Annotated in this window: 16 protein-coding genes and 1 pseudogene; 8 read left to right on the forward strand and 9 right to left on the reverse strand. The window is 74.4% G+C overall.

The window, feature by feature from the left end; all coding sequences use genetic code 11:
- The first annotated feature begins 36 nt into the window (after positions 1 to 36).
- Positions 37 to 1,434, forward strand: a complete 1,398-nt coding sequence (locus OG689_RS31635) for a M1 family metallopeptidase (RefSeq protein WP_266324262.1) — start codon at positions 37 to 39, stop codon at positions 1,432 to 1,434.
- Between the two features lie 105 nt (positions 1,435 to 1,539).
- Here OG689_RS31635 and OG689_RS31640 read toward each other — a convergent pair whose 3' ends face one another.
- The 3 genes from OG689_RS31640 to OG689_RS31650 all read right to left on the reverse strand — a co-directional run bounded on the left by OG689_RS31640 (position 1,540) and on the right by OG689_RS31650 (position 4,522).
- Positions 1,540 to 2,196, reverse strand: coding sequence for a Pr6Pr family membrane protein (locus OG689_RS31640; RefSeq protein ID WP_266324263.1), 657 nt, complete (start codon positions 2,194 to 2,196; stop codon positions 1,540 to 1,542).
- A 173-nt stretch (positions 2,197 to 2,369) separates the two neighbouring features.
- Positions 2,370 to 3,020: a response regulator transcription factor gene (locus OG689_RS31645; RefSeq protein WP_266327572.1), complete on the reverse strand. Its 651-nt coding sequence runs from the start codon at positions 3,018 to 3,020 to the stop codon at positions 2,370 to 2,372.
- A 170-nt stretch (positions 3,021 to 3,190) separates the two neighbouring features.
- Entirely contained in the window at positions 3,191 to 4,522 is a 1,332-nt protein-coding gene (locus OG689_RS31650) for a histidine kinase (protein WP_266324264.1), read from the reverse strand.
- Positions 4,523 to 4,798: 276 nt separating this feature from the next.
- Between OG689_RS31650 and OG689_RS31655 the strand changes: the two genes are divergently transcribed.
- Genes OG689_RS31655 through OG689_RS31670 form a run of 4 tightly spaced genes read left to right on the forward strand, consistent with a single transcriptional unit; the run spans position 4,799 to position 10,531 of the window.
- Complete coding sequence (locus OG689_RS31655) at positions 4,799 to 5,923, forward strand: CaiB/BaiF CoA-transferase family protein (protein ID WP_266324265.1); 1,125 nt, start codon at positions 4,799 to 4,801, stop codon at positions 5,921 to 5,923.
- Between the two features lie 39 nt (positions 5,924 to 5,962).
- On the forward strand, positions 5,963 to 7,105 hold the full coding sequence (locus tag OG689_RS31660) for an acyl-CoA dehydrogenase family protein (protein WP_266324266.1): 1,143 nt from the start codon (positions 5,963 to 5,965) through the stop codon (positions 7,103 to 7,105).
- A gap of 23 nt (positions 7,106 to 7,128) precedes the next feature.
- Entirely contained in the window at positions 7,129 to 8,343 is a 1,215-nt protein-coding gene (locus tag OG689_RS31665; RefSeq protein WP_266324267.1) for an acetyl-CoA C-acetyltransferase, read from the forward strand.
- Between the two features lie 19 nt (positions 8,344 to 8,362).
- Positions 8,363 to 10,531 (forward strand): 3-hydroxyacyl-CoA dehydrogenase NAD-binding domain-containing protein, encoded by a 2,169-nt coding sequence (locus OG689_RS31670; protein ID WP_266324268.1) that lies wholly within the window; start codon positions 8,363 to 8,365, stop codon positions 10,529 to 10,531.
- A gap of 123 nt (positions 10,532 to 10,654) precedes the next feature.
- Here OG689_RS31670 and OG689_RS31675 read toward each other — a convergent pair whose 3' ends face one another.
- On the reverse strand, positions 10,655 to 11,521 hold the full coding sequence (locus tag OG689_RS31675; RefSeq protein WP_266324269.1) for a MerR family transcriptional regulator: 867 nt from the start codon (positions 11,519 to 11,521) through the stop codon (positions 10,655 to 10,657).
- Between the two features lie 595 nt (positions 11,522 to 12,116).
- Between OG689_RS31675 and OG689_RS31680 the strand changes: the two genes are divergently transcribed.
- On the forward strand, positions 12,117 to 12,881 hold the full coding sequence (locus OG689_RS31680; RefSeq protein ID WP_266324270.1) for a hypothetical protein: 765 nt from the start codon (positions 12,117 to 12,119) through the stop codon (positions 12,879 to 12,881).
- 115 nt (positions 12,882 to 12,996) lie between these two features.
- Here the strand turns inward: OG689_RS31680 and OG689_RS31685 are convergent.
- Positions 12,997 to 13,146, reverse strand: a pseudogene (locus tag OG689_RS31685) (VOC family protein); the annotation flags it as partial.
- 248 nt (positions 13,147 to 13,394) lie between these two features.
- Here OG689_RS31685 and OG689_RS31690 point away from each other — a divergent pair.
- Together OG689_RS31690 and OG689_RS31695 are read left to right on the forward strand one after the other, a co-directional pair.
- Positions 13,395 to 14,684 (forward strand): DUF3533 domain-containing protein, encoded by a 1,290-nt coding sequence (locus tag OG689_RS31690; RefSeq protein ID WP_266324271.1) that lies wholly within the window; start codon positions 13,395 to 13,397, stop codon positions 14,682 to 14,684.
- Positions 14,685 to 14,751: 67 nt separating this feature from the next.
- Positions 14,752 to 15,525 carry an aminotransferase class IV family protein gene (locus OG689_RS31695; RefSeq protein WP_266324272.1) on the forward strand — a complete coding sequence of 258 codons (774 nt, stop codon included), beginning with the start codon at positions 14,752 to 14,754 and terminating at the stop codon, positions 15,523 to 15,525.
- A gap of 59 nt (positions 15,526 to 15,584) precedes the next feature.
- Here OG689_RS31695 and OG689_RS31700 read toward each other — a convergent pair whose 3' ends face one another.
- The 4 genes from OG689_RS31700 to OG689_RS31715 all read right to left on the reverse strand — a co-directional run bounded on the left by OG689_RS31700 (position 15,585) and on the right by OG689_RS31715 (position 18,784).
- A complete protein-coding gene (locus OG689_RS31700; RefSeq protein WP_266324273.1) occupies positions 15,585 to 16,346 on the reverse strand; it encodes a class I SAM-dependent methyltransferase in 762 nt (253 codons plus the stop codon).
- A 104-nt stretch (positions 16,347 to 16,450) separates the two neighbouring features.
- Positions 16,451 to 17,722, reverse strand: a complete 1,272-nt coding sequence (locus tag OG689_RS31705) for a sigma-70 family RNA polymerase sigma factor (RefSeq protein ID WP_266324274.1) — start codon at positions 17,720 to 17,722, stop codon at positions 16,451 to 16,453.
- Positions 17,723 to 17,783: 61 nt separating this feature from the next.
- The gene (locus tag OG689_RS31710) at positions 17,784 to 18,185 is read right to left on the reverse strand and encodes a YciI family protein (RefSeq protein ID WP_266324275.1); all 402 of its coding nucleotides are present in this window, start codon (positions 18,183 to 18,185) and stop codon (positions 17,784 to 17,786) included.
- A gap of 173 nt (positions 18,186 to 18,358) precedes the next feature.
- Positions 18,359 to 18,784 carry a YchJ family metal-binding protein gene (locus tag OG689_RS31715; protein ID WP_266324276.1) on the reverse strand — a complete coding sequence of 142 codons (426 nt, stop codon included), beginning with the start codon at positions 18,782 to 18,784 and terminating at the stop codon, positions 18,359 to 18,361.
- Positions 18,785 to 18,819: the final 35 nt, after the last annotated feature.

The raw sequence follows: 18,819 nt of genomic DNA on the forward strand, positions 1-18,819 counted from the left end.
TCAGGCCGGGGGCAGCCGTGTCCGAGCATGACGCCCATGACGAGAAGCACACGTGTGACCGCGGCCGTGTCCGCGGCCTGCGCCCTGGTCCTGCTGGCCGCCGTGCCCGCCTCGGCGGGCGGGCCCGAACCCGGTGCGCCCGGTCCGGCCGGCGCGGGAGATCCGTACTTCCCGCTGACCGGTAACCAGGGGTACGACGTCCGGCACTACGACCTCGACCTCGACTTCACGCCCGCCTCCCACGAGTTGGCCGCCGAGGCGACCGTCTCGGCGACGGCGGGGCAGCGTCTGCAGCGCTTCCAGCTGGACTACTCGGGGCCGCGGATCGAGAGCGTGCTGGTCGACGGGCAGCCCGCGGAGTTCCTGCGCAGCGGGCAGAAGCTGGAGATCCGCCCGGCGCGCGCGATCCGGGCCGGCGCGGAGTTCACCGTCAAGGTCCGCTACCGGGGCGTCCCGGAGCCGATCAGGGACAGCGTCCTGGGCGACTACGGATGGTTCAACACCGACGACGGCGCGGTCGCCCTGAACGAGCCGGACGGCGCCCGGACCTGGTACCCCGTCAACGACGACCTGCGGGACAAGGCCACCTACACCTTCCGCCTCAGCACGCCGAACGGGGTGCGGGCGCTGGCCAACGGCGAGCCGCAGGGCGAACCGCGGACCCACGGCGACCGGACCACCGCCGTCTGGGAGATGCGCGAGCCGATGGCCAGCTACCTCTCGACGGTGGCGATCGGGAACTTCACGGTGACCCGCGGCGACGCGGGCGGCATCCCGAACATCACGGCGTACGACCCGGCCGGCGGCGACGGTTCCTTCCTGCAGCGCAGCACGGCCGAGGCGGTGGCCTGGGAGGCCGGGCGGTTCGGCCGCTACCCGTTCGACTCGACCGGCGGGATCATCGACCGGGTCGGGGTCGGCTACGCGCTGGAGACCCAGAGCCGGCCGGTCTACGACGGTGCCCCGGACGAGCTGACCGTCGTGCACGAGGTGGCCCACCAGTGGTTCGGCGACAGCGTTACCCCCGAGACCTGGCAGGACATCTGGCTCAACGAGGGCTTCGCCACCTATGTGGAGTGGCTCTGGCAGGAGGAGCACGGCGGTCCGAGTGCCAAGGAGACCTTCGAGGGCTTCTACGCGACGCCGGCCGCGGACCCGTTCTGGCTGCTGAAGACCGGTGACCCGGGGCACGACGACATCTTCAACGGGGACGTGGTCTACACCCGGGGCGCGATGACCCTGCAGGCGCTCCGCGACACCATCGGCGACCGGGACTTCTTCACCCTGCTGCGGGAGTGGGCCGCGACCTACCGGCACGCCAACGCCAACACCTGCGACCTGCTCCGGCTGGCCGAGAAGATCTCCCACCGGGAGCTCGGCCCGCTGTTCGACGCCTGGCTGTACACAGCGGCGAAGCCGGGCCCGACGGCCTGATCCGGGCGGGCGCGCCGCCCGGTGCCGCGGCGGCCGGGGACCGGCAGGCCGAAGGGCGGTGCGGTGTCCTGCCCGGACACCGCACCGCCCTTCGGGCACTTCCGCTCAGGCCTCGGCCGGCACGGTCCGCCGGAGCTTGCCGGCGACCAGCGTGCCGAGCCGGTCCAGGCCGACCACGACGGCCGCGAGGACCACGAACTCGACCGTGAGCAGCACGATCTGCCCCCAGACGTAGCCGTAGCCCTTCTCGGTCGGGTCGAAGAAGAAGTACGGGTACGGCGTCGGGTAGTTGGAGAACAGTGCCGAGCGGGCCATGACGATGCCGGCGTAGCCGAGCGGGAAGGCCAGCCAGAGCGGGATGTCGCGCCAGTGCGAGGCGTTGCGGGGGCGCAGGGTCAGCCAGTCGAGGATCACCAGCACCGGGGTGACGTAGTGCAGGAAGAACGAGGACCAGTGCTGGAGCTTGTCCGGCCCGTCGAACAGGCCGGGCAGCGGGTTGGCGCCGTGCTCCAGCAGGATGTGCGAGACCAGCCCGGTGATCAGGATGTACAGGGTGACCGCGCCGCGCAGCCGGGGCGCGGGGGCGTCGGCGGTGCCGCGCTGCTTCATCCAGTAGACCGCGCCGGCGAAGTAGGCCAGCACGAAGACGTTGCTCTGGATGGTGAAGTAGACCAGGGAGCCGGTGCCGAGGGTCAGGCCCGTGGCCGCCGATATCACGATGGCCAGGCGCCACCAGAGCGCGGGCCGGGTCCAGACGGTCATACTGTCACCTGATCTTTTCGGGAGGTATCGGACGGGAAGGTCGTCGCACTCTACTGGCTGGTAGGGGCGGTCGTGAAGGATCATCCCGGGTCGGCGCCGCCGGGTCGGCGGTACGCGGGCCGGCCGGGCCCGGCCGCAGGTCGGGAAGGGCCCGGCCAGGGGTTCGGGCGCTGCTAGCCGGGCAGCACGAAGCCCGACTCGTACGCGGCGATCACCGCCTGGGTGCGGTCGCGCGCGCCGAGTTTCGCCAGCACGGCGCCGACGTGCGTCTTGACCGTCTCGGTGCTCAGCACCAGCCGGCCGGCGATCTCCGCGTTGCTCAGCCCCGCCGCCATCAGCCGCAGCACCTCGCCCTCCCGCCCGGTGAGCCGGCCGACCGGGCCGAGGCCGGCGTCCGGGCGGCGTACGGGGGCCTGCCGCCGGGCCAGCTCCCGTACGGCGGCCGGGAACAGCAGGGAGTCGCCCCGGGCCACCAGCCGGACGGCCTGCACCATCTCGTCCGCGCTGGCCCGCTTCAGCAGGAACCCGGCGGCCCCGGCACGCAGCGCGTCGTAGACGTGGTCGTCGTGCTCGAAGGTGGTCACCACCAGGATCCTCGGCGGTTCGTCCATGGTCGCCATCAGCTGTTCGGTGGCCCGGATACCGTCGATCCCCGGCATCCGGACGTCCATCAGCACCACGTCCGGCCGCAGCTCGCGCACCAGCGGCACCGCCTCGGCGCCCGAGGCGGCCTCGCCGACCACGGTGAGGTCCGGCTCGGCATCGATCACCACCCGCAGGCCCATCCGCACCAGCCGCTCGTCGTCGGCGACCAGCACCCGGATCGGCTCCGGGCCTTCACCCGGGGCCCGCCCGGCCGCCGCGGCGCCCGTCGGTGAACCGTCCTGTGCCGAACCGTCCGCCGTCGTCATGTCGTCGCCCCCGTCATCATGTCCACCCTGTCGTTGCGCGGGTTCGCGGTGCTCGCGGCGTCCGGCCGTCCCGACGGCGCCCGTCATGGTGTCGCCCCCGTCGTCCGGCTCCCCGTCGTCGGGCTCCCTGCCGTGGGGCTCCCCGTCGTCGGGCTGCCCGCCGGTGCCGGGTCCGCCGCCGTGCGCAGCGGCAGCCGGACGGCCAGCCGCCAGTGCCCGCCGTCCGGGGTCGGCCCGGCCTCGCAGCCCCCGCGCAGCACGGTGACCCGCTCGGCGATCCCGCGCAGCCCCCGGCCCCCGCCCGGCCGGGGCGACCGCCCGGCGGCCAGCGGGTTGGTCAGCTCCAGCTCGAGCCGGTCCGGACGTAGCTCGATGCGCAGCACCGCCGGCGCCGCCCCCGCGTGCCGCAGCACGTTGGTCAGCCCCTCCTGGACGATCCGGTAGGCCTCCCGGGAGACGGCCGGCGGCAGCCCGGGCAGGCCGGGCGGGAGGGAGGCCCGGACCTTGACGCCGGTGCGCTCCAGCTGGCGCAGCAGGTCGTCGAGGACGGCCAGCGTCGGACCGGCCGGCGCCGACCCCGCCGACTCCTCCTCGCGCAACAGGCCCAGGACGCTGTCCAGTTCGGCCACCGCCTCGCGGGCGGTCCGCTCGATGGCCCGCAGGGCCTCGGCGGCGAACGCCGGGTCGTCGGTCAGCACCCGGGCGGCGGCCGCGGCCTGCAGGCCGACGGCGCTCAGCGCGTGCCCCACCGAGTCGTGCAGCTCCCGCGCCAGCCGGTTGCGCTGGGCCAGCACGGTGGCCCGCTGCTCGGCCGCCGCGAGCCGCTCCTCCGGGGTCGGCCCGAGCAGCGCCGGCGCCGACCGCGCGAGCACGGCGCCGGCCCCGGCGTTGGCGGCCAGCAGCAGCAGGACGAGCGCCAGGCCCAGCGCCGGGCCGCCGAACCACTGGTGCTCCCGCCACCAGGTGGGGGCGTGGTCCAGGGCGCCGAAGGGCAGCAGCAGCGTCACGGCGGCCGGCGGCACGGAGAGCGACATCCCGCTCACCACGCCGCCCAGGAAGAGGTGCAGCACGTACCAGGCGGCCGTCCGCCGCCGGGCCGCCCAGGACCGGGCCGGTCCGGTGGACAGCTCTCCGGCGGCCCCGGCGCAGAGCACCCGGGCGGCCGTGCCCTCCAGCACCCGGACCATCGGCAGCAGTGCGGTGACCGCCGCCAGCGGCAGCGCGGTGCCGAAGGCGACGAACTGCAGGGCGACCCGTCGCAGCGGCTCACCACCCGGGTAGAGCGCGCCCAGGATCACCGAGGACAGCAGCCAGTACGGCATCAACAGGGCGCCGCCCAGCACCAGATGCACCCACCGCCGGCGCGGCCGCCGTCCGAGCAGCGCGCTGCCGATCCCCCGTACCCCCGCGTTCACCGGACCGACTGTACGTCAGGTGCCGGGCCGCCCGCAGCGGCGGCGGGCAGCGGCGCGGTCGGTGGCCGGAACCGGCCGGGGCCGGGGGTCGGTGACCGCCTGGTGACGGCCCGGTGGTGGGGCGGGGTGGGGCGGTGGCGGGAGCCGGCCGGCGTGCCCCGGCCGTCCCGGCCGGCGCCCGCGGACCGGGTGCGCGCCGCCCTTGTTACCGGCGGGTCGCTTATCTATCATCGCCAGTGTTACAGCTTTACTGTCAAACCGACGAAGGGGGCAGCAGTGGACGGCGCGACCAACCCCGGCCCGCTGGCCGGCGTGCGGGTGGTGGAGCTCGCGGGCATCGGCCCGGGCCCGTTCGCCGCCATGCTGCTGGCCGACCTCGGCGCCGACGTGGTGCGGGTCGACCGCCCCGGCGCCGGGCCGCTCAGCATCGACCCGGCGTACGACGTCACCAACCGCAACAAGCGGTCCGTCCTGGTCGACCTCAAGTCCCCCGAGGGGCCCGGCCAGGTGCTCGGCCTGGTCGAGCGCGCCCAGCTGCTGATCGAGGGCTACCGCCCCGGCGTCGCCGAACGCCTCGGCGTCGGCCCCGAGGCCTGCCTCGCCCGCAACCCCGCCCTGGTCTACGGCCGGATGACCGGCTGGGGCCAGGACGGCCCGTTCGCCGCCCGGGCCGGCCACGACATCGGCTACACGGCGCTCGCCGGCACCCTCGGCCTGATCGGCGACCCGGACGGCCCGCCGGCGATCCCCGCCAACCTGCTCGGCGACTACGCCGGCGGCTCGCTCTACCTGGTCGTCGGCCTGCTGGCCGCCCTGCACCACGCCCGGGAGACCGGCACCGGCCAGGTCGTCGACGCCGCCGTGGTGGACGGCGCCGCCCACCTCACCTCGATGCTCTGGGGCCTGCTCGCCGCCGGCCGCTGGCAGGACCGGCGCGGCGTCAACCTGCTCGACGGCGGCGCGCCCTGCTACGCCGTGTACCAGGCCTCCGACGGCGGCCACCTCGCGGTGGGCGCCCTGGAACCGCAGTTCTACGCCGAGTTCGGCAAGCTGCTGGACCTCGGACCGGACGCGCCCGGCCAGTTCGACATCCCGCGCTGGCCGGAGCTGCGGGCCCGGATCGCCGCCCGGTTCGCCACCCGCACGCTGGCCGAATGGACCGCCGTCTTCGACGGCACCGACGCCTGCGTCGAGCCGGTGCTGAGCATGCGGCAGGCGGCCGGCCACCCGCACCTGGCGGCGCGCGGCACCTACACCCAGGTCGACGGCGTCACCCAGCCGGCCCCGGCCCCGCGCTTCTCCGCCACTCCCGGCACGCTGCGCCGGCCCCCGGCCCGCCCGGGCGCCGACACCGCCGAGGTCGCCCGCGACTGGGGCGTACCCGCGCTCGCCCCCCGCTGACCGCCGCCCCGGCTCCGACCGCCCCGAGAGGACACCGCAGTGCAGCGAGACATCTACACCGAGGAGCACGAGGCCTTCCGGGAGACCGTCCGGGCCTTCCTCGCCAAGGAGGTGCTCCCGCACCACGACCGCTGGGAGCGGGCCGGCATCGTCGACCGCTCCGCCTGGACGGCCGCCGGCGCGCAGGGCCTGCTGGGCCTGGCCGTTCCCGAGGAGTACGGCGGCGGGGGCAGCGGCGACTTCCGCTACAGCGCGGTCCTCGCCGAGGAGTTCACCCGGGCCGGCGCCTCCGGCCTGGCGCTCGGCCTGCACAACGACATCATCGGCCCGTACCTCACCTCGCTGGGGAACGAGGAGCAGAAGCGCCGCTGGCTGCCCGGCTTCTGCAGCGGCGAGCTCGTCACCGCCGTCGCGATGACCGAACCCGGGGCCGGGTCCGACCTCCAGGGCATCCGGACGCACGCCGTCGACCAGGGCGACCACTACCTGCTCAACGGCTCCAAGACCTTCATCTCCAACGGGATCCTCGCCGACCTGGTCGTGGTGGTCGCCCGCACCACCCCCGAGGGCGGCGCGCACGGGCTGAGCCTGCTGGTGGTCGAGCGCGGGATGCCCGGCTTCGAGCGCGGCCGCAACCTCGACAAGATCGGCCAGAAGGCCCAGGACACAGCCGAGTTGTTCTTCAACGACGTCCGGGTGCCGAAGGCCAACCTGCTGGGCGAGGAGAACGGCGCCTTCGTCTCGCTGATGCGCAACCTCGCCCAGGAACGGCTCGCCATCGCGGTGTCCGCGATCGCCGGCGCCGAGCACCTGGTCGAGATCACCACCGAGTACGTCAAGCAGCGCGAGGCCTTCGGTCGACCGCTCGCCAAGCTGCAGCACGTCCGCTTCGAGATCGCCGAACTGGCCACCGAGTGCGCGGTCACCCGCGCCTTCGTGGACCGGTGCATCACCGAGCACAACCGCTGGGCGCTCACCCCGGTGGACGCCTCGATGGCCAAGTGGTGGGCCACCGAACTGCAGAAGCGCACCGCCGACCGCTGCCTCCAACTGCACGGCGGATACGGCTACATGGCCGAATACCCGGTGGCGAAGGCATTCACCGACGGCCGGATCCAGACCATCTACGGCGGCACCACCGAGATCATGAAAGAGATCGTCGGCCGCTCCCTCCTCGGCTAGACCCTCCCGGAAAGGCACCCACCGTGACCACCGAAGCGTACGTCTACGACGCTGTCCGCACGCCGCGAGGCCGGGGCAAAGCGAACGGATCGCTGCACGGCACCAAGCCGATCGACCTCGTGGTCGGCCTGATCCACGAACTGCAGGCCCGGTTCCCCGGGCTGGACCCGGCCGCGATCGACGACATCGTGCTCGGCGTGGTCAGCCCGATCGGCGACCAGGGCTCCGACATCGCCCGGATCGCCGCCATCGCGGCCGGCCTGCCGGACACCGTCGCGGGCGTCCAGGAGAACCGCTTCTGCGCCTCCGGCCTGGAGGCCGTCAACCTGGCCGCCGCCAAGGTCCGTTCCGGCTGGGAGGACCTCATCCTGGCCGGCGGCGTCGAGTCGATGTCCCGGGTGAAGATGGGCTCCGACGGCGGCGCCTGGGCGATGGACCCGATGACCAGCTATCAGACCGGCTTCGTCCCGCAGGGCATCGGCGCCGACCTGATCGCCACCATCGAGGGCCTGTCCCGCACCGACGTGGACGCCTTCGCCGCCGAGTCCCAGGCCCGCGCCGCCAAGGCCCAGGCCGACGGGTACTTCGACCGCTCGGTCGTCCCGGTCAAGGACGTCAACGGCCTGGTCGTGCTGGACCACGACGAGTTCATCCGCCCCGGCACCACGGTGGAGACCCTGGCCGGCCTCAAGCCCTCCTTCGCCGGCATCGGCGAGGCCGGCGGCTTCGACGCCGTCGCCCTGCAGAAGTACCACTGGGTCGAGTCCATCGACCACGTCCACCACGCCGGCAACTCCTCCGGCATCGTGGACGGCGCGGCCCTGGTCGCGATCGGCTCCCGCGAGATCGGCGAGCGGTACGGGCTGCGCCCGCGGGCCCGGATCGTGTCCGCCGCGGTCTCCGGCTCCGAGCCGACCATCATGCTGACCGGGCCGGCCCCCGCCACCCGCAAGGCCCTGGCCAAGGCCGGCCTGACCGCCGCCGACATCGACCTGGTCGAGATCAACGAGGCCTTCGCCGCCGTGGCACTCCGCTTCATCCGCGAACTCGGCTTCCGCCACGACCAGGTGAACGTGAACGGCGGCGCGATCGCCCTCGGGCACCCGCTGGGCGCGACCGGCGCGATGCTGATCGGCACCCTGATCGACGAGCTGGAGCGCCGCGACCTGCGCTACGGCCTGGCCACCCTCTGCGTCGGCGGCGGTATGGGCGTCGCCACCGTCATCGAGCGCATCTGAAACGGGAGACCTCCACCTCATGAGCAACACGACTGCCATCCGCTGGGAGCAGGACCAGGACGGCGTGGTCACCCTCGTCCTCGACGACCCCGCCCAGTCCGCCAACACCATGAACGCCGCCTTCATCGACGCCCTGGAGGCGACGGTCGAGCGGCTGAAGGCCACCGAGGGCCTGCGCGGCGTGATCGTCACCTCCGCGAAGAAGACCTTCTTCGCCGGCGGCGACCTGCGGCTGATCTCCGCGGCGACGCCGGAGAGCGCCGACCAGGTCTTCGCCAACTCGATGCGGATCAAGCGCGCCCTGCGCACCCTGGAGACGCTCGGCCGGCCGGTGGTCGCCGCCATCAACGGCGCGGCCCTCGGCGGCGGTCTGGAGATCGCGCTGGCCTGCCACCACCGGATCGCGATGGACGCGCCCGGCAGCAGGATCGGACTGCCCGAGGTCACCCTCGGGCTGCTGCCCGGCGGTGGCGGCGTGGTGCGCACCGTGCGGATGATGGGCATCACCGACGCGTTGCTCAAGGTCCTGCTGCAGGGCAGGCAGTACCGCCCGGCGCAGGCCCTGGAGAACGGCCTGGTGCACGAACTGGCCTCCACCCGCGAGGAGATGCTGGAGAAGGCGCACGCCTTCGTGGCGGCCAACCCGGAGGCCGTCCAGCCCTGGGACGTCAAGGGCCACCGGATCCCCGGCGGCACCCCGAGCACCCCCGCGTTCGCGGCCAACCTGCCGGCCTTCCCGGCCAACCTGCGCAAGCAGCTGGCCGGCGCGGACTACCCGGCCCCGCGCAACATCCTGGCCGCCGCGGTCGAGGGCGCCCAGGTCGACATCGACACCGCGATGGTGATCGAGGCCCGGTACTTCACCGAGCTGGCCTGCGGCCAGATCTCGAAGAACATGATCCAGGCCTTCTTCTTCGACATGCAGGCCGTCAACTCCGGTGCGGGCCGCCCCAAGGGCGTGGCGCCGCGCGAGGTCCGCAAGGTCGCGGTGCTGGGCGCGGGCATGATGGGCGCGGGCATCGCGTACTCCTGCGCGAAGGCCGGCGTCGAGGTGCTGCTCAAGGACGTCACCGTGGAGGCGGCCGAGCGCGGCAAGGCGTACTCCGCCGGCCTGCTGGACAAGGCGGTGGCGCGCGGCCGCTCCACCGAGGCGCAGCGGGCGGAGCTGCTGGCCAGGATCACGCCGACCGCCGACGCCGCCGACCTGGCGGGCTGCGACGTGGTGATCGAGGCGGTGTTCGAGAACCCGGAGCTGAAGCACAAGGTGTTCCAGGAGGTCCAGCAGGTCGTCGCGCCGGACGCGCTGCTCTGCTCCAACACCTCCACCCTGCCGATCGGGCTGCTCGCCGAGGGGGTCGAGCGCCGGGCGGACTTCATCGGCCTGCACTTCTTCTCGCCGGTCGACAAGATGCCGCTGGTGGAGATCATCAGCGGCCCGGAGACCGGCGCCGAGGCGCTGGCCCGCGCCTTCGACCTGGTCCGCCTGATCGGCAAGACGCCGATCGTGGTCAACGACTCGCGCGGCTTCTTCACCTCGCGGGTGATCGGGCAGTTCATCAACGAGGGCGTCGCCATGGTGGGCGAGGGCGTCGACCCGGTCTCGGTGGAGCAGGCCGCCGCCCAGGCCGGCTACCCGGCGAAGGTGCTCTCGCTGCTGGACGAGCTCACCCTCACCCTGCCGCGCAAGATCCGCGGCGAGGCCCGGCGGGCCGTCGAGGAGGCCGGCGGCACCTGGGCCGAGCACCCCGGCGACGTGGTGATGGACCGGATGCTCGACGAGTTCGGCCGCCCCGGCCGCAGCGGCGGCGCGGGCTTCTACGAGTACGAGGACGGCCGCCGGGTCCGGCTGTGGCCCGGGCTGCGCGAGCACTTCACCCGGGGCGCCGAGGCGCAGATCCCGTTCGAGGACATGAAGGAGCGGATGCTCTTCGCCGAGGCGCTGGACTCCGTCCGCTGCCTGGAGGAGAACGTGCTGACCTCGGTCGCGGACGCCAACGTCGGCTCGATCCTCGGGATCGGGTTCCCGGCGTGGACCGGCGGCGTGCTCCAGTACATCAACGGGTACCGGGGCGGCCTGCCCGGGTTCACCGCCCGGGCCCGGGAGCTGGCGGCGGCGTACGGCGAGCGGTTCCAGCCGCCGGCGATGCTGGAGCGGCTGGCGGCCGAGGGCGGCCGGTTCGCGGACTGAGCCGGACCTGCGGGACCGGTCCGGACCGGTAAGGACGGCGCCGCGCGCGGGGATCACACCCGCGCGCGGCGCCGTCCGTCGTTGCCGGGCCGGCCCGGCCGGGGCCCGGGGCCGAGGTCAGGGTCAGCCTTCGGCGGGCCCGTCGGCCTGGTCGCCCAGGTCCTCGCCGAGCTCCTCGCGCAGCGAGCGCTGGAACGCCGTCACCAGGGCCTGCGCGATCATCGGCTGGATGTGGTCGGTGAGCCCCTTCATCCGCTCCAGCTCGGCCGGCGCCGGGCCGCTCTCCCGGTACGGCTTCCAGACCGTCTCCCGGAACAGCCGGTGCAGCTCGTGCGCCGTCGCCCGGCTGTGCCCGAGCACCACGGCCCGGGCCGCCACCAGGGTCTCCAGCGGGATCGGCACGTCCAGCACCCGCACCCCGAGCGGGAGCAGGCCCGGGTCGACCCGGAACACGTCGGCGTCGGCCGTCCGCTCCAGGGCGCCCATCGCGGCCAGCCGGGCGATGTCGGCGTCCGACAGCGCGCGCCCGGCCCGGCGCTCCAGCTGGGCCCGGCCGGTCTCCTCGGCGGTCTCCGGCATCCAGGACGCGACCAGCGCGCGGTGGATCGCGAGGTCGAGCGAGCTGATGTCCTCGGGCAGGCGGGCCAGGTAGCGCTCGATCGCGGCGAGGGTGAGGCCCTGCCGCTGCAGTTCCTCGATCAGCTCCAGCCGGTCCAGGTGCGCGACCCCGTACAGGCCGACCCGGCGCGGGCCCAGTTCCGGCGGGGGCAGCAGGCCCTTGGTGCTGTAGAAGCGCAAGGTCCGGACGGTGACACCGGCCCGCGCCGCCAGCTCGTCGACGGTGAGCCGCAGCGGCGGGGTGCCCGGGGCGTCGCCGGCGGCCGGGGCGGCGGGTCCGGATGCTGCCGAGTCGGATGCCGCCGAGGAGCCGGGTACCGCGGGTGCGGCGGGGGTGGCGGACAGGCCGGGCGTGGCGGGCGTGGCTGTCATGGCTCGGCGCCTTTGCTGCTCGGGGGAACCTGTCGGCGGTGACCGGTCGGGACACTCTCGCTGTGACAGTAGCAGTGTGACACCGACGGTAGTCGGTGCGTCCAGACCCGGCCCGGCCCGGGGGGCCGGTGCGGGCGGGCTCCGCCGCGGCGGGGCCGGTACGGGCGGCGAAGGCCACGGCCGGGGTCCCGAGCGGTAGGACGTCCTTGCTTATACGCCTGATCCGCTTCGATCGCAGGCGTTTTGGCAAACACTTCACATGTCCCGGCAAAGACTTCCGCCGGACCCTTGTCCTACCGGTGGTTACCCGATGGGATGCGCGAGTCCTTCCGCCGATCTTGGCCGACGTCCCCCGACGTCCGCCGCCCCGCCGACCCGCCCGTTCCGGCCCGTACCCCGGCCCGCCCCGCCGCCTTGCCCGCCCCGCCCGCCGTCGCAGCGCCACCACGCCGCCCCGGTGCGAGGGGCCGGCGGCCGGGCGGGCCGGCGACGGGTCCGGCCGTGGCGGCGGTCCCTCCGATCGGGCCGCGGACACCTCCGAGCGCCCGGACGATCCGGTGCGCGCATCATTCGAACATCGAGGTCGGGCCCCATCGTGCGTCTCATCACCCCTGCCGCCGGACTCCTTGCCGTCGCCGTGCTCCCGCTGGCGCTGACCGCCTGCTCCGCCACCTCCCCGCAGGCCGCCGCCCCCGCGCCGGCCACCACCGCGGCCGCCCCGGCGACCCCGGCCGCGGCACCCTCCGCCACCCCCGCCGCGACGCCCGCCGCCGCCGACCCCAACGCCGGCCTGCTGACGGGGACGCAGCTCAAGGCCCTGCTGGCGCCCGCCACCGCCTTCGCCACCGGCTTCGCGATCGACGCCGCCAGCACCCGCGACACCGGCGACACCTACCAGCTGCCGGCCGTCACCGAGGTGCCCGAGCCGGACTGCACCAGGCTCGGCGGGACCTCCTGGACGGAGATCACCGGCATCGCCGGGGTCTCGTTCGCGGAGAACGCCTACATCGACAAGAACGCCTCAGCCGAGTCGGCCCAGGAGATCGACGTCTACCGGGACAAGACGGCCCAGACGGTGGTCGGGGCGCTCGGCAAGCTCTCGCTGGCCTGCCCGGGCTACACCGACCCGCAGACCAGCAGCAAGGTGACGGTCACCGAGAAGGCGCTGCCGGGCGTCGGCGACGAGGCCTACGTGATCACCCAGACCAGCCCCGCCTGGCAGGGCGGCACCACCCTGGTGGCGGCCCGGGTGGGCACCGCCGTGGTGACGGTGCTGGCGAGCAGCGGCGCCGACAAGGGGACGGCCACCGCGACCAAGCTGGCCGGCCAGCTGGCGGCGGGGCTGAAGGGCAAGGCCTGACGGCTCCCGCCCGGCGGGCCCGGCCGGCGAACCGGCCCGGGCCCGCCCCCGGCGGCCGCGCCGCCCACCCGGTGTCCTCCGCCAGGAGCGGACTCCCGCCCTCTCAGCCGCCCTCTCAGCCCAACTGCTCGGCCAGCGCGAGGATGATTCCGCTCGGTCCGCGGAGACAGCAGAGCAGGAAGCTGTCCTCGTACCGCGTCACCTCGCCGACGAGTTCGGCGCCGTGCGGGCGGAGGCGGGCGAGGGTGTCCTCGAGGTCGTGGACGACGATGCCGACGTTGTCCATCCGCTGAATGGTCACACCCCCGACGACAGGGACTCGGTCCGAGGGCGTCGGTCCGGCAGGCCGTCCCATCGGGCACCACTTCACTTCTCCGCGCGCGGCCGGCGCGACTCGGCGGCGCCGCCGACCGGGTCCGACCCGGGGTCGGTGCGGGCGAGGCGCCGAGGCCGTCCGGCCGTGAGCGGCTAACTTGCTGCGGGGGCCGCCCGACCGACGCTCGCGGGAGAGCCATGACTTCGAACCAGTCCGGGGCCGGGGTGAGCGCCTGGCAGGTGCTGCGCAACCCCAAGGTCTGGGCGCTGCCGACGATCATCGTCGGGGCGGTCGCACTGCTGCTCTCATTGCTCTACATGGGCGGCATCGTCAACCCGCGCACGGATCTGCACCGGCTGCCGATCGGCCTGGTCAACTCCGACCAGGGCGCCCAGTTGGGCGGGCAGCAGGAGAACCTCGGCGCGCGGATCACCGCCGGCGTCCTCGCCGCGCCGGACCCGCAGCAGCAGGTCTCCTGGCGGCCGCTCGACAAGGCCGCCGCAACGGAGCAGCTGGCCTCGGGCAAGCTGTACGGGGTGCTGGAGGCGCCGGCCGGCCTCACCGCCGCGGTGGCGGCGCTCGGCGCCGCGGCCCAGCCGGAACCGGCCCGGCCGAGCATGCTCGTTCTCACCAACCCCGGGGTGGGCAGCCTGGCCTCCTCGCTGGCCTCCGCCATCTCCCAGGAGGCCGCGCACCAGGCCTCGCTGCAGCTCGGCGCGACTCTGAGCGCGCTGCCCGCGGCCCAGGGCGGCGCGGCGACCAACGCGGCCCGGCTGCTGGTCGCCGACCCGCTGGCGGTGGTGGTCCAGGTGGGCCATCCGATCGGCCCGCACAGCGGACTCGGCCTGACGGCCTTCTACTACACCCTGCTGCTGGTGCTCTGCGGGTTCCTCGGGGCCAACATCATCAGCAACGGCGTGGACGTCTCGCTGGGGTACGCGGCCAGCGAGCTCGGCCCGCTGCGCACCCAGCTGCCGCTGGTCCGGATCAGCCGCACCGGGACCCTGGCGGTCACCAGCGTGATGTCCGCGGTGCTGGCGATGCTGACGTCCAGCCTGGTGATGCTGGCGACGGTGGTGATCCTGGACATGGACGCCTCGCACCTGCCGCTGCTCTGGGTGTTCTCGGTCTGTGCCAGCGCCGCCGTCGGGCTCGGGGTCCAGGCGTTGCTGGCGGCCTTCGGCGGGATCGGGCAGCTGATCGCCATGTTCATCTTCATCGCCCTGTCCCTGCCCTCCTCCGGGGCCACCATCCCGCTGCAGGCGCTGCCGACCTTCTACCGCGGGCTGGCGGTGTTCGAGCCGATGCGCCAGCTCAGCGACGGCGTCCGGTCGATCCTGTACTTCGGGGCGCAGGCCGACGCCGGGCTGGCCCGGGCCTGGGTGATGATCGCGATCGCCACCGTCGCCGCACTGGTCTTCGGCTTCGCGATGACCACCTACTACGACCGCCGCGGCCTGCACCGGGTGCATCCCGAGACGAGTTGAGCCGCCCCGCCCGGCCCTCCCGCAGGTGCCGGCCCGACGCCCCGGGAGCTGCTGGCATGCTGGGCGCATGGCGGAACTCAACGGCAGGCCCGTCGGGGCGGACGAGCTGCAGGCGCTGGCCCTGACCAACTACGGCCACTTCACCTCCATGCGGGTGGAGGACGGCCGGGTCCGCGGCCTGGCGCTGCACCTGGAGCGGCTGGCCCGGGACTGCCGGGCCGTCTTCGGCGTCGAGCTGGACACCGGGCGGGTCCGCGGACTGGCCCGGCGCGCGGCGCCGGCCGCCGGCACCGGCGTGGTGCGGGTCACCGTCTTCGACCCGGCGCTGGACATCGGCCGGCTGGGCGCGGGCGGCCGCCCGCAGGTGCTGGTGACGACCCGGCCGGCCGGTGCGCTGCCGCTGCCACCCCTGCGGGTCCGGTCGGTGGAGTTCCTCCGGGACGCGCCGGAGATCAAGAGTGTCGGCCTGTTCGGCTCACTCCGGCAGCGCCGGGCGGCCCAGCTGGCCGGTTTCGACGACGCCCTGTTCACCGACGCCGAGCAGGAAATCTCCGAGGGCGGTACCTGGAACGTCGGCTTCGTCCGGGACGGCCAAGTCCTCTGGCCGGCCGCGCGGTGCCTGGTGGGCACCACGATGGAGCTGGTCAAGCAGGTGCACGGGGGTGCCACCGAGCCGGTGCGGCTCGCCGACCTGGCGGGCTTCGAGGCGGCCTTCGCCACCAATGTCGCCATCGGCGTCCAGGCGATCTCCGCCGTCGACGGGCTGGCGCTGCCGGGCAGCCACCCGGTGATCGACCTGCTGCGGCAGAAGTACCTGGACCTCCCGGGCGACCCGCTGTAGTGGCGGCGGGGCCGGCGCGGTGCGCGGGGTGGGCGGGTGGGCGGGTGGGCGGGGCGCACTCAGCCGGGCTTGCGGGCCTCGATCAGGTAGCGGGTGGTGCGGGCCCTGAACGGCCCCTCGGCCTCGATCCGCCGGTGCAGCTCCCGCAGGCGGTCGCGGTACCGGTCGGCGCTGAAGTCGGGGACCATCCAGATCACCTTGCGCAGGAAGTACACCACCGCGCCGATGTCCCGGAACTCGGTGGGCAGCGATTCCAGGCGCAGGTCCACCACCTCCAGCCCGGCGGCCGCCGCCTCCCGGCGGGCGTCGTCGGGGTGGCGGCCCCGGCGGACCGCCTCGGGCTGCGGCCCGAGGAAGTACTCGACGAGTTCGAAGACGCTGGCCGGACCGACGTGCTGGGCGAGGTAGCTGCCGCCGGGTCGGAGCACCCGGGCGATCTCCGCCCACCGGACGGCCACCGGGTGCCGGCTGGTGACCAGGTCGAAGGCCTCCGCGGCGAACGGCAGCGGCCCCTCCTCCCCGTCCGCGACGACGACCGCGCCGAGCGGGTGCAGCAGCCGCGTCGCCAGGGCCACGTTCGGCGGCCGGCCCTCGGTCGCGACCATCACCGGCGGCAGCTTCGGGACGCCCGCGAGCACCTCGCCGCCACCGGTCTGCAGGTCCAGCGCGGCGTCCACCCGGGCCAGCCGCTCGCCGATCGTCCGCTGGTACCCCCAGGAGGGGCGCTGCTCGGTGGCGCGGCCGTCCAGCCAGGAGAAGTCCCAGCCGTCCACCGGGACGGCCTCGGCCTCCCCGACCAGCTCTTCGAAGGAACGTGACATATCCGGATTGTCGGGGCGGGCGGGTGCGCCGGACAAAGGAATTTCCCTCGGCGGACCAGGCGGCGCCCCGGCCGACCTGGGCCCGGCCCGGGCCGGCTGCCGCGTCAGTGCCCGGCCGGGCCGGCCGCCGGTGGGGGAGTCGCGGCCGCGAGCCGGGCGGCCCGCAGCGTGAGGTGGTGCCGCTCCGGGAGGCTGGCCGTGCGGTTGGCGGCCGCGCGGTAGTTCTCGACGGCGCCGGCCGGGTCGCCGGCCTGCTCCAGCAGATGCGCCCGGACGGCGTACAGGCGGTGGTGGCCCGTCAGCAGGCCGTCCGCCTCCAGCTCCGCCAGGATGTCGAGCCCGGCGGCCGGGCCGTGCACCATCGAGGCGGCGACCGCGCGGTTGAGGGTGACCACCGGGCCGGCCGAGACGCTCTCCAGCACCTCGTACAGGGCCAGGATCTGCGGCCAGTCGGTCTCGCCCGCGGTCGGCGCCTCGTCGTGCACGGCGGCGATCGCCGCCTGCAGCTGGTACGGGCCGACCGGGCCGCGCGGCAGGGCGGCGGTGATCAGCGCCACGCCCTCGGCGACCAGGGCCGCGTCCCAGCGGGTACGGTCCTGCTCGGTGAGCGGGACGAGGTCGCCGTCCGGTCCGGTCCGGGCGGTGCTGCGGGCGTGGCTGAGCAGCATCAGCGCGAGCAGCCCGGCGACCTCGCCGTCCTCGGGGAGCAGCGCGTACAGGGCCCGGGTCAGCCGGATCGCCTCGTGGGAGAGCTCCACCCGCTGCAGGTCGGGGCCGGCGCTGCTGGTGTAGCCCTCGTTGAAGATCAGGTAGAGCACGTGCAGCACGGCGTCGAGCCGGGCCGGACGGTCCTGCGGCTCCGGGAGCCGGAACGGCAGCCCGGAGGTCCGGATCCGCTGCTTGGCGCGGCTGATCCGCTGCCCCATGGTCGACTCGGGCACCAGGAAGGCGCCCGCGATCTCGGCGGTGCTCAGGCCGCCCACCGAGCGCAGGGTGAGGGCGATCGCGGAGGCCGGCGAGAGCGAGGGGTGGCAGCAGAGGAACAGCAGGGTCAGCGTGTCGTCGCGGCCGACCGGGTCCTCCTCGTCGGCCGGCGGGGCCGCCAGCCGGTCGGCCGGCACCTGCCGGGCGGAGAGGTCCTCGCGGCGGCGGCGCGCCTGCTCGTTGCGCACCTGGTCGGTCATCCGACGGGAGGCGACCTGGATCAGCCAGCCCCGTGGGTTGTTCGGCACACCCTCCGCCGGCCACTGCGCGGAGGCCGCCAGCAGCGCTTCCTGGACGGCGTCCTCGGCGGCGTAGAAGTCGCCGTGGCGGCGGGTGAGCACGCCGACGACCTGCGGCGCGAGTTCGCGCAGCAGGTCGTTGACGGCGTTCACGGGGCGGGTCAGCGCACCGCTCCGTCCACCGCTGTGTCCATCACGGTGTCCACGGCCTCCGTCACAGGTCCGAGGGCGGGCCGGACATCACCTGGCGGACCTCGATCGGCATGTTCAGCGGCTCGCCCTTCGGGCCGGGGGCCGCCGAGATGCCCGCGGCGATCTCCACCGCCCGGCCGGGCTCCTCGCAGTCCACGATCCACCAGCCGGCCAGGAACTCCTTGGTCTCGGCGAACGGTCCCTCGGTCACCACCGGGGCGCCCTTCGCGTGCGAGCGGACGATCTTGGCGGTGTCCGGCATGGCCAGGCCCTGGGCGTCCACCAGCTCGCCGGACTCGGCCAGCTTCAGGTTGGTGTCCCGCATGAAGCCGATGTGCGCCCGGAGCTCCTCCGGCGTCCAGCTGTCGATCGGCGCGAAATCGGCGGTCTGCTGGCTGAACTGCATCAACAGCATGTACTTCATGGCCTGCTCCTCTGATCGGTGCGCCCGGTGGGGGCGCTTTCACGGACAGGTCGAAGCCGGCCCCGCGCCTTCGACATCCTCGGCGGGATGCCGCGAAAAAAATTTAGCGCCCCGGGGTCACCGCCCGGCCGGGGCGCACCGGTACCCGCCCGCCGGACCGTGGGCGGCCGGGATCAGCGGCCCGGCGGCAGGGCGTCCAGGTACACCCAGGCGCCGTCCACCCGGACGAAGCGGCTGTGCTCGCGCAGCACGTCCGGGCTCCCGCCGTCGGTGAAGTGGGCGCTGAAGTCGACCGTGCCCTCGGTGTGGAACGGCCCGCCCTCGGTGCCGGCGTGGACCTCCAGCCGCTGCCAGCGCAGCCCCGGATCGAAGTCCACCCCGGCCGGCCGGGTCCCCGGGTGCCAGGACCGCAGCAGGTACGCCTCGTCCCGGACGACGAAGGCGCTGTACCGCGACCGCATCAGCCGCTCGGCGGTCGGGGCGACGGCCTCACCCCGGTGGAACCGGCCGCAGCAGTCCCCGTACGAGGCGGGCAGGCCGCACGGGCAGGCGGCGGTGGCGGAGAGGGCGGGGGCGGGCGGCGGCTTTCGTCGTGACATGGAGCCAGCCTAGGGGCCGCCCGCCCGCCCGATGA

The sequence above is a fragment of the Kitasatospora sp. NBC_00240 genome (assembly GCF_026342405.1).
Classification (GTDB): domain Bacteria; phylum Actinomycetota; class Actinomycetes; order Streptomycetales; family Streptomycetaceae; genus Kitasatospora.

What these genes read in the sequence shown, in the direction of transcription:
- OG689_RS31635 (WP_266324262.1), top strand. Translation starts at nt 37, where the DNA reads ATGACGAGAAGCACACGTGTGACCGCGGCCGTGTCCGCGGCCTGCGCC.
- OG689_RS31640 (WP_266324263.1), bottom strand. Translation starts at nt 2,196, where the DNA reads ATGACCGTCTGGACCCGGCCCGCGCTCTGGTGGCGCCTGGCCATCGTG.
- OG689_RS31670 (WP_266324268.1), top strand. Translation starts at nt 8,363, where the DNA reads ATGAGCAACACGACTGCCATCCGCTGGGAGCAGGACCAGGACGGCGTG.
- OG689_RS31675 (WP_266324269.1), bottom strand. Translation starts at nt 11,521, where the DNA reads ATGACAGCCACGCCCGCCACGCCCGGCCTGTCCGCCACCCCCGCCGCA.
- OG689_RS31690 (WP_266324271.1), top strand. Translation starts at nt 13,395, where the DNA reads ATGACTTCGAACCAGTCCGGGGCCGGGGTGAGCGCCTGGCAGGTGCTG.
- OG689_RS31695 (WP_266324272.1), top strand. Translation starts at nt 14,752, where the DNA reads ATGGCGGAACTCAACGGCAGGCCCGTCGGGGCGGACGAGCTGCAGGCG.
- OG689_RS31700 (WP_266324273.1), bottom strand. Translation starts at nt 16,346, where the DNA reads ATGTCACGTTCCTTCGAAGAGCTGGTCGGGGAGGCCGAGGCCGTCCCG.
- OG689_RS31710 (WP_266324275.1), bottom strand. Translation starts at nt 18,185, where the DNA reads ATGAAGTACATGCTGTTGATGCAGTTCAGCCAGCAGACCGCCGATTTC.
- OG689_RS31715 (WP_266324276.1), bottom strand. Translation starts at nt 18,784, where the DNA reads ATGTCACGACGAAAGCCGCCGCCCGCCCCCGCCCTCTCCGCCACCGCC.